Origin of the sequence: Chroococcidiopsis sp. CCALA 051 (assembly GCF_003015105.1) — a bacterium.
In the GTDB taxonomy this organism is placed as follows: Bacteria; Cyanobacteriota; Cyanobacteriia; order Cyanobacteriales; family Chroococcidiopsidaceae; genus Chroococcidiopsis; species Chroococcidiopsis thermalis.
Genome location: NZ_PYCI01000003.1, coordinates 1 through 14,589, shown reverse-complemented (window position 1 = coordinate 14,589; position 14,589 = coordinate 1). Strand labels below are relative to the sequence as shown.

The 14,589-nt window shown below is 44.2% G+C and carries 12 protein-coding genes; 2 read left to right on the top strand and 10 right to left on the bottom strand.

Features of this window, described 5'->3' with window-relative positions:
- Positions 1–40: 40 nt before the first annotated feature.
- From C7Y66_RS01010 to clpB, 7 genes are all read right to left on the bottom strand, one after another.
- A complete protein-coding gene (locus tag C7Y66_RS01010) occupies positions 41–1,087 on the bottom strand; it encodes a glycosyltransferase family 2 protein (protein WP_106544144.1) in 1,047 nt (348 codons plus the stop codon).
- Between the two features lie 95 nt (positions 1,088–1,182).
- On the bottom strand, positions 1,183–2,208 hold the full coding sequence (locus tag C7Y66_RS01005; protein WP_106544143.1) for a glycosyltransferase family A protein: 1,026 nt from the start codon (positions 2,206–2,208) through the stop codon (positions 1,183–1,185).
- A gap of 72 nt (positions 2,209–2,280) precedes the next feature.
- On the bottom strand, positions 2,281–3,558 hold the full coding sequence (locus tag C7Y66_RS01000; RefSeq protein ID WP_106544142.1) for a lipopolysaccharide biosynthesis protein: 1,278 nt from the start codon (positions 3,556–3,558) through the stop codon (positions 2,281–2,283).
- A gap of 295 nt (positions 3,559–3,853) precedes the next feature.
- Entirely contained in the window at positions 3,854–4,828 is a 975-nt protein-coding gene (locus tag C7Y66_RS00995; RefSeq protein WP_106544141.1) for a glycosyltransferase, read from the bottom strand.
- 3 nt (positions 4,829–4,831) lie between these two features.
- Complete coding sequence (locus tag C7Y66_RS00990) at positions 4,832–6,136, bottom strand: O-antigen ligase (protein WP_106544140.1); 1,305 nt, start codon at positions 6,134–6,136, stop codon at positions 4,832–4,834.
- Between the two features lie 102 nt (positions 6,137–6,238).
- Entirely contained in the window at positions 6,239–7,663 is a 1,425-nt protein-coding gene (locus tag C7Y66_RS00985; RefSeq protein ID WP_106544139.1) for a hypothetical protein, read from the bottom strand.
- Between the two features lie 552 nt (positions 7,664–8,215).
- Complete coding sequence (gene clpB / locus C7Y66_RS00980) at positions 8,216–10,873, bottom strand: ATP-dependent chaperone ClpB (RefSeq protein WP_015154804.1); 2,658 nt, start codon at positions 10,871–10,873, stop codon at positions 8,216–8,218.
- 22 nt (positions 10,874–10,895) lie between these two features.
- Here clpB and C7Y66_RS30795 point away from each other — a divergent pair, with 22 nt between their 5' ends.
- Complete coding sequence (locus C7Y66_RS30795) at positions 10,896–11,036, top strand: hypothetical protein (RefSeq protein ID WP_158265839.1); 141 nt, start codon at positions 10,896–10,898, stop codon at positions 11,034–11,036.
- Between the two features lie 68 nt (positions 11,037–11,104).
- Here the strand turns inward: C7Y66_RS30795 and gloA are convergent, their stop codons facing one another.
- Positions 11,105–11,530 carry a lactoylglutathione lyase gene (gloA, locus tag C7Y66_RS00975; protein ID WP_106544138.1) on the bottom strand — a complete coding sequence of 142 codons (426 nt, stop codon included), beginning with the start codon at positions 11,528–11,530 and terminating at the stop codon, positions 11,105–11,107.
- A gap of 363 nt (positions 11,531–11,893) precedes the next feature.
- On the opposite strand from gloA, the gene eno reads away from it, so the two are divergent.
- Positions 11,894–13,183, top strand: a complete 1,290-nt coding sequence (gene eno, locus C7Y66_RS00970) for a phosphopyruvate hydratase (RefSeq protein WP_106544137.1) — start codon at positions 11,894–11,896, stop codon at positions 13,181–13,183.
- An 81-nt stretch (positions 13,184–13,264) separates the two neighbouring features.
- Here the strand turns inward: eno and argC are convergent, their stop codons facing one another.
- Positions 13,265–14,323 (bottom strand): N-acetyl-gamma-glutamyl-phosphate reductase, encoded by a 1,059-nt coding sequence (argC, locus tag C7Y66_RS00965; RefSeq protein WP_015154801.1) that lies wholly within the window; start codon positions 14,321–14,323, stop codon positions 13,265–13,267.
- A 5-nt stretch (positions 14,324–14,328) separates the two neighbouring features.
- On the bottom strand, positions 14,329–14,589 hold a 261-nt coding region (locus C7Y66_RS30790; RefSeq protein WP_158265838.1), incomplete at its 5' end, for a hypothetical protein.

Below are 14,589 nucleotides of genomic sequence, written 5' to 3'. Positions count from 1 at the left end.
GTAGAGACGTTACATGTAACGTCTCTACACTGGTAACTGATTAGCTTCCAACTTCTATTTCGCGATCGCGGTGGATGCGGTTTTTTTGCCAAGTTCCCATCGATTGAGCTGCCAAAGCCTCAATCTGACGATAAATCGAGGTGGGGAGCAACCACAGCAGATAAGCAGCAGCCAGTGTCATCAGCGTGCGACGGGGATCTGTCAAGAGAATACGCCAATGAGTTGCTAGAGCGCGGTGCATGAGCTTAACAGCGATCGCACCCGCTTTGAGGCGGACGGCACTACGAGCCAAATAACGCATGTGATATGCCTTAGCAGGTTTCTCCCACTCAGAGATAAATTCCGGTGCGTAGGAGCGGGTTGTTTCGATAACTTGCTCTAGGTATTCTAGTTGCTTGAGCAGATTGGCTGAGAGTCCGCCAGAGTTGACTCGATACAAAGTGAGAGCTTCGGGAATGCCAGCAAATTGCCACTGAGTTTGGCTCGCAATCCGCAGCCAGCATTCAACATCTTCTGCTTGGCGAAAGCGCTCGTCGAAATAATATGTTTCTGGGAATTTTTCTGAAGTTCCGTGAAGATTATCGGTAAAGGCGATCGCATCGAGAGTTTCTCGACGCAACACCGCCGCCGAACCATTACCTACAGGATTATCGCACAGCAAGCACTCTGGGGAAATATTTTCTAGCTGCGGCATGAGATAAGTCCCCAAGCGATTTCCCATTTCATCAATTAAAGCCGAACGACTGAAACTCACTCCCACATGAGGAGAGTTGTTTAAATGCTCCACATGTTTTTCTAGTTTAGAAGGCAACCATAAATCGTCTCCGTCTAAAAAAGCAATATACTCTCCTTGAGCGTGACGAATACCTGTGTTTCTCGCTCCCGCCAAGCCTCGGTTGCGTTGGCGAATAATCTGAATTCTGGGGTCAGTAAATTGCTGACAAATTGCTACACATCGATCTGGAGACTCGTCATCAACAATCAAGATCTCTAAATTTTTGTAAGTCTGGTCTAACACTGACTGAACTGTGGCACTGATATATTTCTCACAACGGAAAACTGCAATTACCACAGAAACTTGTTTCATATGACTCCTTTCGGTTATCAGTGACTAGTGACTGGTGAGTAGTCACTAGACATGAAAAATTAATTCACTAGCCAATAGCCACGAACTACTAGCTACTATTCTCTTAATTCTTGAAGAATTCTTCGTTTTTGATTCGAGCCTGTGATCTGAAGTGCTAAAGATTGGAGCTGGTGATAAGTAGACTTAGGCAATAGCCACAGCAAATACGCGGCTGCTAAAGTCATTACCGTTCGCCGTGGTTCCTCAGACAAAATTGACCTATATATAGACAGAGCTTTGTGAGAAAATTCGACGGCGGTGGAGCCTGCGGATAAAGTGACAGCTCGACGTGCTAGATGTCGGAGTTGATAAGCCATAGCTGGTTTTTCCCACTCAGCCATCATCTCTGGTGAGGTGTAGGCACGTGCTTTCTCTAACATAGTTTCCCAAGAGCTTAGTTTCTTATACAATTGGGCAGAAAATCCTTTGGGATTCACGCGGTACAAAGTTAAAGCTTCTGCTAATCCTTCAATTTGCCAATCTGTTTTTAGCATCATTCGCAGCCAACATTCTACATCTTCTGACGGGTGTAAGCTGCGATCGCGATCGAAATAAGAGACTTCTCCTGACTCAGGCTCGACAAACTGAATTGCTGCTAATAATTCTTTACGAATCACGGGAACTGAACCGTTCCCAATTGGCGTGCGACACAACAGATCGAGAGGCGTAATATCTGTTAATTTAGACATTTGATAAATCCCCAAAGGTTTATCTGCTTCGTCGATAAAAGCCGAACGACTAAAACTGACTCCCACTTTTGGCGAACTATCTAGGTGTTCGACGTGTTTTTCCAGCTTGTGAGGAACCCAAAGATCGTCTCCATCTAAAAATGCTATGTATTCCCCCTTAGCCTGATGAATTCCCGTGTTTCGAGCTGCTGCAACTCCTTGATTTTGCTGGCGAATAATTTTAATCCGGGGATCGGTAAACTGTTGGCAAATTTCGTAACTGCGATCGGTGGAACCATCGTCAACAATTAATAATTCAAAATTTTTGTATGTTTGTGCCAATACAGAGTTTATTGTCTTTGCAATATATTTTTCGACTTGATAAACCGGAATGATGACAGTAACTAATTTCATATTTCAGAGCTTGGTAATTGGTAATTAGTAATTGGTAATTGGTAATTTCTGGAAGCCATCAACTATCAACCATTAAGATTGACGCAATACATGGCGGTTTGTCCAAATTGTAAATACGGGAAGAAAGAGCATGTGAACGATTAAAACTGCTGCTGCAACACCGATAACCTGCCAATGGACTCCAATTAATAAAGAGAGAGCGAACACAGTCGTAAAAGCTAGATTCCAATATAAATCTAAATTGGGTTTGCCTACAGCTACTAATAATTGCGAAGCAGCATCGGCGAAGGGTCTGGGAATTGCTGACAAGCAAATTAATACCAGCACGGGAATAGCAACGATCCACTGACGACCAAAAACAATTGGTACGTACCAATAAGCTAGGCTAGATTGAAGAATAACTAAGGGAAAAATAATTAGGCTAATAATTTTAAGTGCGCTGTAATAAGATTTACTTAATTCCAACATGCTAGCTTTAGCTTTACATAGATGTGGTAAAATCGCTGTATTGATTGCTGTGACTATACTCAGGCTAATTCCCAATCCAGCATTGAACCCAAAAAAATAAATTCCTAATTCTTTAATACCTAAGAACCTACCAATTATTAAATAATCCAAGTTATTTCTTAGCGCCTTGAGAAATTGCACGCCACAGATATTTTTACCAAAATCTAAAATCGATCGCCAAGCTTTTGTCGTAAATTTAGCAGTAGGATGCCAAGCGTAACTTTTACGATAAATAATAATTTCCAGCGGAGTCACCAAAATCCAAGGTAAAACGAACGCCCAGATTCCCCAACCACGAATAGCAAATAGGGCAGATAATATATAACTAGCGAGATTTCTCACAACAGCAGCGATCGCGCATACTTTAAGTCGATTTTCGCGAACGATTAAAGCAGATTGGATCGCGGCAAAAGGCCACATTAAATAGGGTATACCAGCAATACAAATGGGTAGAATTAAATCGATTTCGCGAGTCAGGCGATCGCGATAAAACCAAGCAATAGGAAAAGCAAGTAGGCATTGAGCAAAAAATAAGCCTGTAAAGATACTCCAGTTTAACCAATAACCGGAGTTACAAATAGTATCTAATTCTTGGCGATCGCATTGAATTATTTTGGCACTTACCCCGATCTCCATAAAAACTCGCATAAACTCATTGACTGTAGAAACAATTGCCGCTAAGCCGTAGTCATAAGGAGTTAAAAAACGAGCTAAAATTACTGTCAATCCGAGGCGAAAAATCCGAGAAATAATTTCTGCCAAACCTAACCAGCTGAGATTGCGAACGAACCGATTGGAAAGTTTTTGAGGCAGCCTAGATAGAATAGCTGATAGGATAGGCATTGAGTATATAAATTGTTCTTCGTTATTCCAGCTCGAATGAGATTCAGTGCAGGCGATCGCTGGATAGTCTCCTATTCAATATATAGTTGATGTAGCTATTATTTCCTACACTAACATCATTAATCTTAAAGAAAGCTAGTAATTTATTACTCAGCTATAGCTAGAAGTTTAATTGTAGACAAAAGCGGAATTTACAAATTATACTTACGTTGCTACAACGCCACTATGCGATCGCAGTTACTGAACGGCGCAGTTATGTAAGCATATAATTATTTAAATATATTTAAATATATAATTATGCGGCGGTGTTATCTTGAAGGTAGCTAGCGCGAATTCGAGTAATTTTCAGCAGTAAATAATTAGCAAGTTTAGGCGATAGTAGTTGAATCAGCAGTAATTTTACGAGTAGTGTTTGGACTTTTCTATTGAATAATATTCGAGGTTGTAACTGAATAGCCATTTGCAACTTGTGCCAAGCCACTCTCGCTGCTGTTGCACCAGGAATTTTAGTTAGGTATAAGTGGGCTAAATATCGATAAAGATGAGCCAAGCTTTGATTTTTTAAAAATTGTAACTGAGCGGGAGCCAATTGAAATGCTCGGTCGATAACTCGAATTGTATCTTTCTCCATCACCTCAATTTTGGCAGAAGCCGAACCAGCGGTTTGACGGTAAAAAATTTGAGTTTTAGGAACGACTACAAAATTATACTTAGCTGCTAAACGGAGATACAAATCCCATTCTTCTGCATGAGTTAGAGTTGAATCGAATTCACCAACATCTGCTAAAGCAGTTCGGCGAATCAAAGGATTTGATCCGCTTAAGAGAAAATTAGTTTTCAATAATTCTGCATAGACATTACCCTCAAAATATATGGGGCGATCGTCATGAAAAAACTTGCCTTGCCGATCCATGAAGCATGTCCAACTATAGGCAACTCCTGCGGCTGGATGTTGCTGTAATGCTGCTAATTGAAGTTCTAATTTATCTGGTGTCCACAGATCGTCAGCATCGATAAAGGTGATGTATTCGCCAGTAGACAGAGAAATACCACGATTGCGGGCAACTGATACGCCACCGTTTTCATAGGAAGCTACTTGAATCCGAGGGTCTCGAACGGTTTGGATTAATTCGAGCGTGCGATCGCTAGACCCATCGTCAATAACTATTAACTCAAAATCTATAAAAGTTTGCTTTTGAATCGAAGCAATTGTTTCCAGAATAGTATTTTGGGAATTGTATGCAGGTACAATAACTGAGATTGTAGGCATGTTTTAACTCTTAAATGAGAGGGTTCTTGTTTGGCGATCGGCAAAAATTGGTACGTCTTCCTTAAAAGCTATTCCCGTTAGAATTAACCCTTGCCAATAAAGATAGGATGCCAACTGAATATCTACAGCAGCTGTGGCAATTAGTAAGACCAAATAAATATTTAACGCAGTTTTAGCGATCGCGCTTTTCCTAGCTTTCAGAGTTAACTCGACAAAACCCCAGACGATCGCAAATGTAAAGGCAAGAAAACCTACAACTCCATGCAAATAAAATAAATCGGGCCAATGATTGTGAGTCCCGATCGGCATATGTTCTGTATATTTTGGTCCTTTCTCTTCGACAACTCCATGACCCCAAATTGGTGCTTCCATCCAACGATTCATCGTCACTTCAGCTAGGCGTTTTCTGACAACTTCAGAACTCCGACGAACGCCACTAATTACCCGATCCCAAGCCGTTTGCATTAGCTCGATCAGTTGAGGCGCAATCATGCCTATCACAACGCTGAGTAGACCTACGATCAGTTGAATGTACCAACCAAAATTAGTCAACAACCAAGAGGCGATCGGCACGGCAACCAGACAAACAATTGTCGAGCGAGAGCCAGAACCTACAACCATTGCCGCACCTCCAATCGTGCCAATCCAGCGCCACTTTTTATTGGCTTCTTGACTGGATAAAAAGAAATAAATATTCCCAATAATACCTAAATTATTCGCAAAGTTAGCAAACAAACGCAAACGAAATTGTCGAGCTTCACCAAAGTCTCCACCAACATCAAATAAATTAACAGTATAAAAACTAGCAGAACCGCGAAATGCAACTAGAGGAGAAACATAAGAAAAGCTCGGTATGCGTAATAAATACATGAAATAACAGATCGTCGCTAAAATTAAGCTCTGCAAGCAAAGAATACAAGCAGCTCTATAAATGACTTGCGGACGAATTTTTAGGCATCCTGCTAGAGGAAATAATGCCATTAAAGCCCAAGTTCGCGCCCAGTTGTTGACTGTGGTAAAAACAAACTTTGGTATCCCTAGATCGAATTCCATATGGGACATAAAGATTGTTAGCTCTATGAATAACATGCCAACAATCCATATCCATACAGATAGCGGAATGCTAATTTTTTCTGACTCTGGTGTGTCTTTTGTTTGGAACCACCATCTTTTAAAGACACACCCCGCCAAGATAAATCCTAGTGCTGGAATCCAAACGAGTTGCGCACCCAAAAAATAAATGGGATACGTCAGAATTATGGTATACCAGACCAATTTTTCCTCAAAGTTTTGAGGTTTAACGCTCATGGGATTTTCCTTAAGGGAGCAGAGAGCAGGGAGTAGGGAGCGAGCGATATTAATTGCAACTTGCGAATTCCAAATTCCGAATTCCGAATTCCGAATTCCCCTTTAACCCTCCACAATCCGATGATGGGTCTTGCGTTCTAGTTCTAGCATCGTCATCCGTCTTTGTCGCAGCCAGAACGCGAGTATACCTGCGCTGACAAATAAAGAACCACCCGTTGCGCCAAGTAAAATAAACATCTTTTTCGGCGAACTCGGAGATTTTGGTAAGTTCGGTTCTGCCACAATTTGTAGTAAGGGATAAGAACCAAAGGCGTTTGACCTAATGATATCTAAGTTGGCAAGAGTAGAAGAGAACACTGCTTCAGATACCTGTAGTTCACGCCTGAGAGCTTCTAAAGTCGTTTCTTTTTGCGATAAAGTGCGGAGGCGATTTTCTAGTTGCACGATCTGCTGTTCGGTTTCTTTGGCTTGAGATTGCAAGCCGCGATTCTCTGCTTGAGCATCGACGAGCGCTTGGAAGAGGTTTTCTCGCGCCGAACCGTTACTGGTATTAAGGTTGAGTTGTTGAATGAGATCTTGGCTGACTGGTCGTCCGAGTAACGACTCGCTACGGACAAGCATGGCTTTAGCTGCTGCGTCGCGCTTATTTTGCTCTGCAACAATCGTAGGATGATCGGGTAAAAATCTGGCGCTCAGCGTCACCAAATTGGCGCTAGTTTCACTGTAGTTTTTTAAGTTTTGCTGAAATATTTGATCTGTTTGCAACACGAAGGCATTAGCAGCATCCTGTTCCGAGAGGTTTAAATTAGCTGCCAGTTGTTGTAAGCGAGAACTCGATTGTTGTTGTTGAGCGACAATTTCAGCTCGTTGTTTGCGTAAAGCTTCAATATTGTCAGAGAGAGCTTTGAGCTGATCGCTAGAGTTCAAGCCAGAGATTGCTTTGTAGTCGGAAAGCCGCTTTTGAGCCATTTCTAGCTTGCGCTGGGAAGAACTTAAAGCAGATTGGAAACTGGCATCGCGTTGAATGAATTCTTGGACTCTGAGTTCGTTGACTCTTGCCTGGATTGCTCTGTAAAGAGCGTAAGATTTGTCCCGTGCCTCTTCAGGATTGTCTCCTGTCATTTGAAATTCGATAATGCTAGTACTGTCGCCAATCTTGACTTTAGGTTTGCCAAACTCTTGAGGAGATATATCCATTTGAGTAGCAGCAATCTGAATTACGGCATCGCTTTCCGCAAGAAATTTATAATTCTGTCTGGGATCTTGAGTACTAATGCTGTAGGGAGAGGAACTATCTAAAGAAGTCTGTCCGATCTCTGGGAGGGATACTCTAGCTTGAGCAGCAGTTCCTGGCACGTTAACAGCCCATCCACTCGTGTAGGTTGGAGCTTTAAGCTTTAAATACGCTAAAGCCGAACACCAAATGGCAGCATTAGCCAATATACCAATCAGTAAATAGGGAGACCAATGGACTTGCTGTAGTCTTGACTTGGGAAACGGGCGAGAAATTGTCACGGATTCAGTCATTCAGCAATCCTCCTAGCAGATGTTTCAAATGATACATTTTTTACAAAAATAACTAGCTGCTACGCAAACTTTAACTATAAAAAATTACTCCGTCTCAACCTCTCGCCTGTATTTCATTACACCTACTCTAAAAACATAATTTCTCAGTCCTGGGTATGAATGTGAACTAATACTAAATAGTTAGTACAGATCTGCCAGCCAGCCAAGTGTTGCCTCAGATTATAGACTAACTCCTAATTTCTCTGACAGTTACAAATCTTAATTTACCCTGAAATATGTTTTTGTGACTAAAAGAGCGAAAATCATCTAAATTTTCCCCGGTTTTAGTGGTTTCTTTATCCTATTTGAAGTAAGTTAGGAGGACAGGAGTATAGATCTCTCCTGTGAAAAGTCAAGCGATACGGAGTATATTTAACAACATAGATTGTAATAAAAAGTCGTTCTCAATTAGCAAATTTTTAGTGAATACCCGATTTAAAAAGCATTCACTGAGGCGATCGCCACTAAATTGCTAACTAAAAACAACGAGAAAATTTCAGTGTTGTTTATGACTTAATTTGTATCAGGCTTAGAAAGAGCTGGCGCATAGGTAACAACTGAGCGTTGACGCTGGAAAGAAAGAGCGCCATCCTGACAATCGACTTGAATGGTGTCGCCTTCGGTAAAAGTCCCCTCTAATAATTTAGTTGCCAGAGGATTTTCTAGGTAGCGTTGGATGGCTCGTTTGAGCGGACGAGCACCATATACAGGGTCATAGCCGATATCTACCAAGTAATCTTGAGCTGCTGGCGATAGCACGATGCCAATTTTTTGCTCGTCGAGCAGTCTTTGGACTCGTTTGAGCTGAATGCTGACAATTTGCCGTAACTGACTGCGATCGAGGGGGTGGAAAATAATCAGGTCATCAACGCGGTTGAGAAATTCGGGGCGGAAGTGCGATCGCAGTGCCTCTAAAACTTGCCGTTGTACCTGTTCGTAGTCGGTATCATCTCCAGATAAATCGAGAATGCGATCGCTACCAATATTACTCGTCATGACGATCACCGTGTTGCGGCAGTCAATGACTCTACCCTGAGAATCCGTAATTCGTCCGTCATCCAACACTTGAAGCAGAATATTAAATACATCTGGGTGGGCTTTTTCCACCTCATCTAGCAACACCACAGAATAGGGACGACGACGGATCGCTTCTGAGAGTTGCCCTCCTTCTTCGTAACCAACGTAACCAGGAGGCGCACCCACTAGGCGGGAAACCGAATGTTTTTCCATGTATTCGGACATGTCCAAGCGGACTAAAGCATCGTCGGCATCAAATAAAAACTGTGCTAATGCTCGCGCTAATTCTGTTTTACCTACTCCCGTCGGACCCATGAACAAGAAAGAACCGATGGGACGACCGGGATCTTTCATCCCTGCCCGAGCGCGGCGAATAGCTGCTGCTACAGCCGATACAGCCTCAGATTGACCGACTACCCTAGCGTGGAGGTGGCTTTCGAGTTGGAGTAATTTCTGGCGTTCTGACTCTAACAGGCGATTGATTGGAATACCCGTCCACTTAGCAACGATCTCAGCAATATCAGCTTCGGAGACTTCTTCTCGCAACAGTGTAGAACCCTGGCTTTGAATTTCTATTAGTAGAGTTTCTTTCGCTTCGCGATCGCGCTGTACTCCTTCTAGCTGCCCGTATTTCAGCCGCGCTGCCGTGTTGAGATCGTAGGCGCGTTCTGCCTGTTCGATCTGTACCCGCAAAGATTCTTCTTCTTTTTTCAAAGCCCCGATCGCGTCGAGGATCTGTTTTTCACCCTGCCACTGAGAGTTTAATTCCTGTTGTTTTTGCGTTAATGTAGAAATTTCTTGCTCGATCCGTTCCAAGCGTTCTTTGGTAATGGCGGCGCGTTGGTCTTCACCTGCGATCGAGAGTTTTTCCATCTCTAGCTGCATTAAACGGCGATCGATGATTTCTAGTTCTGTGGGCTTAGAAGTGATCTCCATTTTCAGTTGGGCAGCAGCTTCATCGACGAGATCGATCGCCTTATCGGGTAAAAAGCGATCGGTGATGTAGCGGTGGGAAAGAGTCGCTGCTGCAACCAAAGCAGAATCAGTAATTTTGACGCTGTGATGTGCTTCGTATCGTTCTTTCAAGCCTCGGAGAATCGAAATTGTCGTTTCTACCGAGGGTTGATCGACAAAGACTTGTTGGAAGCGGCGTTCTAAGGCTGCGTCTTTTTCAATATACTTGCGGTACTCATCTAAAGTCGTCGCGCCAATACAGCGTAACTCTCCCCGCGCCAGCATTGGTTTGAGTAAGTTTCCCGCATCCATTGCGCCTTGAGTCGTGCCACCCGCACCGACAACAGTGTGTAATTCGTCAATAAATAGGACAATTTGTCCGTTAGATTCGGTAACTTCCCGTAATACAGCCCGCAAACGGTCTTCAAATTCACCGCGATATTTTGCCCCAGCGATCAAGCTACCCATGTCGAGAGTAATGAGCTGCCTGTTTTTGAGAGATTCGGGGACATCGCCTTTGATAATTCTTTGCGCTAACCCTTCCGCGATCGCAGTTTTCCCCACACCAGGTTCGCCAATTAAAACAGGATTATTCTTCGTGCGGCGAGATAATACCTGAATCACGCGCCGCACCTCATCGTCTCTACCAATGACGGGATCGAGTTTACCAACCTTTGCCTGTTCCGTCAGGTCGCGCCCAAATTTTTCTAAAGCTTCGTAACGTGCTTCAGGGGTTCGGTCTATGACCTTTTGATTGCCACGAATCGCCTTAATTGCCGCTTCTAGCTTTGCCGTATCGAGATTGAAGCCTTTACATACCCTACGCCCGATCCGTTCGTCCTCCCCAAACGCTATCAGCAGGTGTTCGACTGAAACGTGTTGGTCTTGCCAGTTCGTTCTAATCGCATCTGTCCGGTCGAGCATCAGATCCAAATTTCGACCTAAATAAAGCTGACTGCTTTTACCCACTTTCGGCTGTCGCTTGGCAAAAGCTTCAAGCTGCTGATTCATTGCTGCGGGATCGACACCAGCTTTAGTCAGAATCCGATTAGCCAGCCCTTTTGGTTGTTCTAAAAGTGCGATCGCGAGGTGTTCGACCTCCAGTTGTTGTTGCTGAAAACGTTGAACCATCAAATCCTGAGAATTGACGATCGCTTCCCAGGCTTCTTCGGTGAACTTGTTAGGGTCGGTGGGCTGCATCTTAACGATTTTAGATTTTAGATTGGCGATTTTAGATTTAGAAAGAAAATACCATCTAGTGCTGATGGTGCGATCGCTATTAGCCTATCCTATTTTGGGAGTCGGGAGTCGGGAGTCGGGTGTGGTGAGAATTCGGAATTCGGAATTCGGAATTCGGAATTAATTGCGACTTGCAACTTTCCCCCTTGTCCCCCTTGTCCCCTTTGTCTCAATTTTGAGTTTTGAATCAGCCTAGTGTGACACTAACTCCTTGTGGGGAGTAGCAGATTCTCTAGAACTGAGTTGGATCAGCTCTACTTTATAGCCGTCGGGGTCTTCAACAAAAGCGATAACTGTAGAACCGTGCTTCATTGGTCCTGGTTCTCGTACTACTTTACCGCCACGGGCTTTAATTTCTTCACAAGTGCCGTAAATGTCATCAACGCCGATCGCGATATGACCGTAAGCATCACCTAAGTTGTACTTCTCTGTGTCCCAATTGTGGGTGAGTTCGAGAACGGTGTGGTCTGCCTCGTCACCATAACCTACAAAAGCCAGGGTAAACTTACCACCTGGATAGTCTTTCTGGCGCAGCAACTTCATGCCCAAAAGTTCGCAGTAAAACTTGAGAGATGCTTCCAAGTTACCGACGCGAAGCATTGTGTGTAGTAATCGCATTAAGTGACTCCAAATTTCAGCATCGATCTCTATTCTAGGGAATGAGGAGTCGGGAGCAGTTATCAGTGACCAGTGACCAGCGATCGGTAACCAGTTAACCAACAACCAACAACTATCAACTGTCAACCGTCAACCAACAACTAATGACAAATGATAAATGACGAATGACAACCAATTTCGTGTCAAATGATCCTTAACATCGTACCCATCAGCCTGTAAAATTCCTATCCTGACTCAAATGAAGTGAGTAGTGAGTAGTAAGTAGAACCAGTGAGGAGCGACTAGTGACAAGAATTGAGTCCAGCCACTAGCCACCAGCCACTAGCCACTGATAACTGATAACTGAAAAAGGAGCTACGCAGCATGATCGATACAATAGACAGCGCTATAGACAACATTATTGCTAGAGAAATTCTCGATTCGCGGGGTCGTCCTACTGTTGAGGCGGAAGTACATTTAATTGGGGGAGTGGTGGGACTCGCCCAGGTTCCCAGTGGGGCTTCTACAGGCACTTTTGAGGCGCACGAACTTCGAGATGACGACAAGAGCCGTTATGGGGGTAAAGGGGTACTCAAGGCGGTGGAAAATGTCAATTCAGCGATCGCCCCACAACTATCCCAAATGGATGTTTTGAACCAAGAAGCCCTCGATCGCGCCATGATCGCTCTAGATGGCTCTCCAAATAAAGCCAAGCTGGGAGCAAATGCGATTTTATCGGTGTCTTTGGCGGCGGCGAAGGCAGGAGCGGAGTTACTCGGAATCCCCTTATATCGCTATCTCGGGGGTCCTTTAGCCAACGTGCTACCCGTACCGTTGATGAACGTGATCAATGGTGGCGCTCATGCGGCAAATAATATCGATTTTCAAGAATTCATGATCGTTCCCGTTGGTGCGCCTTCATTTCGAGAAGCGCTACGTTGGGGGGCGGAAGTTTTTGCAGCTTTGAGTAAGGTATTGGACGACAAAGGATTGCTCACTGGTGTGGGCGATGAAGGCGGTTTTGCGCCCAATTTAGAGTCAAATCAGGTAGCCCTAGAAATACTGATGAGCGCGATCGCCAAAGCTGGATATAAACCTGGGGAGGAAGTTGCATTAGCCTTGGACGTAGCCGCCAGCGAGTTTTATAAAGATGGGCAGTATGTCTATGACGGTGCAGCTCATGCACCCACTGAGTTTATCGAGTATTTGGCTAAACTAGTCGGTGAATACCCAATTGTCTCAATTGAAGATGGGTTACATGAGGAAGATTGGCAGCACTGGCAGCTGTTAACTGAAAAAATTGGCGATCGCGTTCAACTGGTAGGCGACGATCTATTTGTGACTAATGCCACCCGCCTGCAAAAAGGGATCGAAACCAAAGCAGGAAATGCCATCTTGATCAAGCTGAATCAAATTGGTTCGCTGACAGAAACTTTAGAAACCATCGATCTAGCTACCCGTAACGGTTTTCGCTCGATTATCAGCCATCGTTCGGGAGAAACAGAAGACACGACAATCGCTGACTTAGCTGTAGCAACACGCGCAGGTCAGATTAAAACTGGTTCTCTCTGTCGCAGCGAACGGGTAGCAAAATACAACCGCCTATTGCGCATTGAAGACGAACTTGGCGATCGCGCTGTTTATGCTGGAACTGTGAAGATGGGACCGAAGTAGGGATTGGTAATTGGTAGTTGGTAATTGGTAGTTGGTAATTACTACCAATTGCTGACTGTTACCCATTACCCATTACCAAAATTAGGGATAAAACCCTAGCTTAGGTAGTCCTAAACTCTCATCCCAACCCATCATGATGTTGAGGCATTGAATTGCTTGTCCGGCTTGTCCTTTGATCAAGTTATCGATCGCTGACAAGACGATGACTCTGCCAGTACGGGGATCGGTTTCGATGCCGATGTAGCAGAGATTGCTGCCGCACGCCCACTTAGTTTGGGGATAGATGCCGCTGTCGCAAATTGTTACCCAAGGACAATTGCGATAAAAAGCTCTGTAGATGGTAATTAAATCTTCTCTGACTAATCCAGGATCGCGTAGAGTGGCGTAGACGGTGGCGAGGATACCGCGTACCATCGGGACTAAGTGAGGAGTAAATTGCACTAACACTTGATGTCCAGCCAAATCGCTGCAAACTTGCTCGATTTCTGGCGTATGACGGTGACGGGCAACGCCATAAGCAGCAAAGGAGTTATCTGCTTCTGCAAGCAACAGTCCAGTTTTTGCCTGTCTACCACCCCCAGACGTGCCGGATTTTGCATCGACGATCGCAGTTTCAGGAACGATTAAGCCTTGTTTTAGTAGGGGTGCAAGTGCTAACAAACTAGCGGTGGGATAGCAGCCAGGACAACCGATCAGTTGGCTTTCGGCAATGCGATCGCGATACAGTTCTGGTAAGCCATAAACTGCTTTTGTTGCCACAGCTATGTCTTGCCGCTGTTTGCCGTACCAGATTTGATAAGTTTCTAAATCGCTAAATCTATAATCGGCAGATAAATCGAGAACTTTACAACCTTTATCGACCAACTGAGGAGCCATATCGCAAGCAAAACCATTGGGGAGTGAGAGAAAGACTACCTCACACCTTGCCGCGATCGCTTCTGGATCGACAGATTCGATTGGCTGCGCTACCCGATGAGCTAAGTGGGGGTAGATATCAGCAAACGATTTGCCAGCACTGCTATCGCCACCCAAGTAGACGAGTTCTACTTCAGGATGATCCATCAACAATCTGACTAATTGCACCCCGCCATAGCCTGACGCGCCAACAATTCCTACCGATACGCGCCCTTCTTTACCCATGACAATCAATCCTGATGAAATACATTTTTATGACTCGATTGCAATCGGGCTTTGACAATTGGCGATCGCCAACTGCTCTTAGCCTCGGAAATGGATTTGTAAACTAGGAAAAAAATTAACTTTCGCTGCATTGTAGTACTAAAAGGGAAATCTCGTTGCAACAATTTTTTCAAATCTTGACGTAAGCCGTGGGGTGAGTTATCCGTTACGCCAAAATAGCCGTTTTGTGACGCAAGAAAGGGTGTGGGGTGTGGGAAGAATTTGGA

Bases quoted from the DNA above. Each gene is read 5' to 3' on its own strand.
- argC (WP_015154801.1), bottom strand. From the start codon at position 14,323: ATGGGTAAAGAAGGGCGCGTATCGGTAGGAATTGTTGGCGCGTCAGGC.
- clpB (WP_015154804.1), bottom strand. From the start codon at position 10,873: ATGCAGCCCACCGACCCTAACAAGTTCACCGAAGAAGCCTGGGAAGCG.
- C7Y66_RS01005 (WP_106544143.1), bottom strand. From the start codon at position 2,208: ATGAAATTAGTTACTGTCATCATTCCGGTTTATCAAGTCGAAAAATAT.
- eno (WP_106544137.1), top strand. From the start codon at position 11,894: ATGATCGATACAATAGACAGCGCTATAGACAACATTATTGCTAGAGAA.
- gloA (WP_106544138.1), bottom strand. From the start codon at position 11,530: ATGCGATTACTACACACAATGCTTCGCGTCGGTAACTTGGAAGCATCT.
- C7Y66_RS00990 (WP_106544140.1), bottom strand. From the start codon at position 6,136: ATGAGCGTTAAACCTCAAAACTTTGAGGAAAAATTGGTCTGGTATACC.
- C7Y66_RS00985 (WP_106544139.1), bottom strand. From the start codon at position 7,663: ATGACTGAATCCGTGACAATTTCTCGCCCGTTTCCCAAGTCAAGACTA.
- C7Y66_RS00995 (WP_106544141.1), bottom strand. From the start codon at position 4,828: ATGCCTACAATCTCAGTTATTGTACCTGCATACAATTCCCAAAATACT.
- C7Y66_RS01000 (WP_106544142.1), bottom strand. From the start codon at position 3,558: ATGCCTATCCTATCAGCTATTCTATCTAGGCTGCCTCAAAAACTTTCC.
- C7Y66_RS01010 (WP_106544144.1), bottom strand. From the start codon at position 1,087: ATGAAACAAGTTTCTGTGGTAATTGCAGTTTTCCGTTGTGAGAAATAT.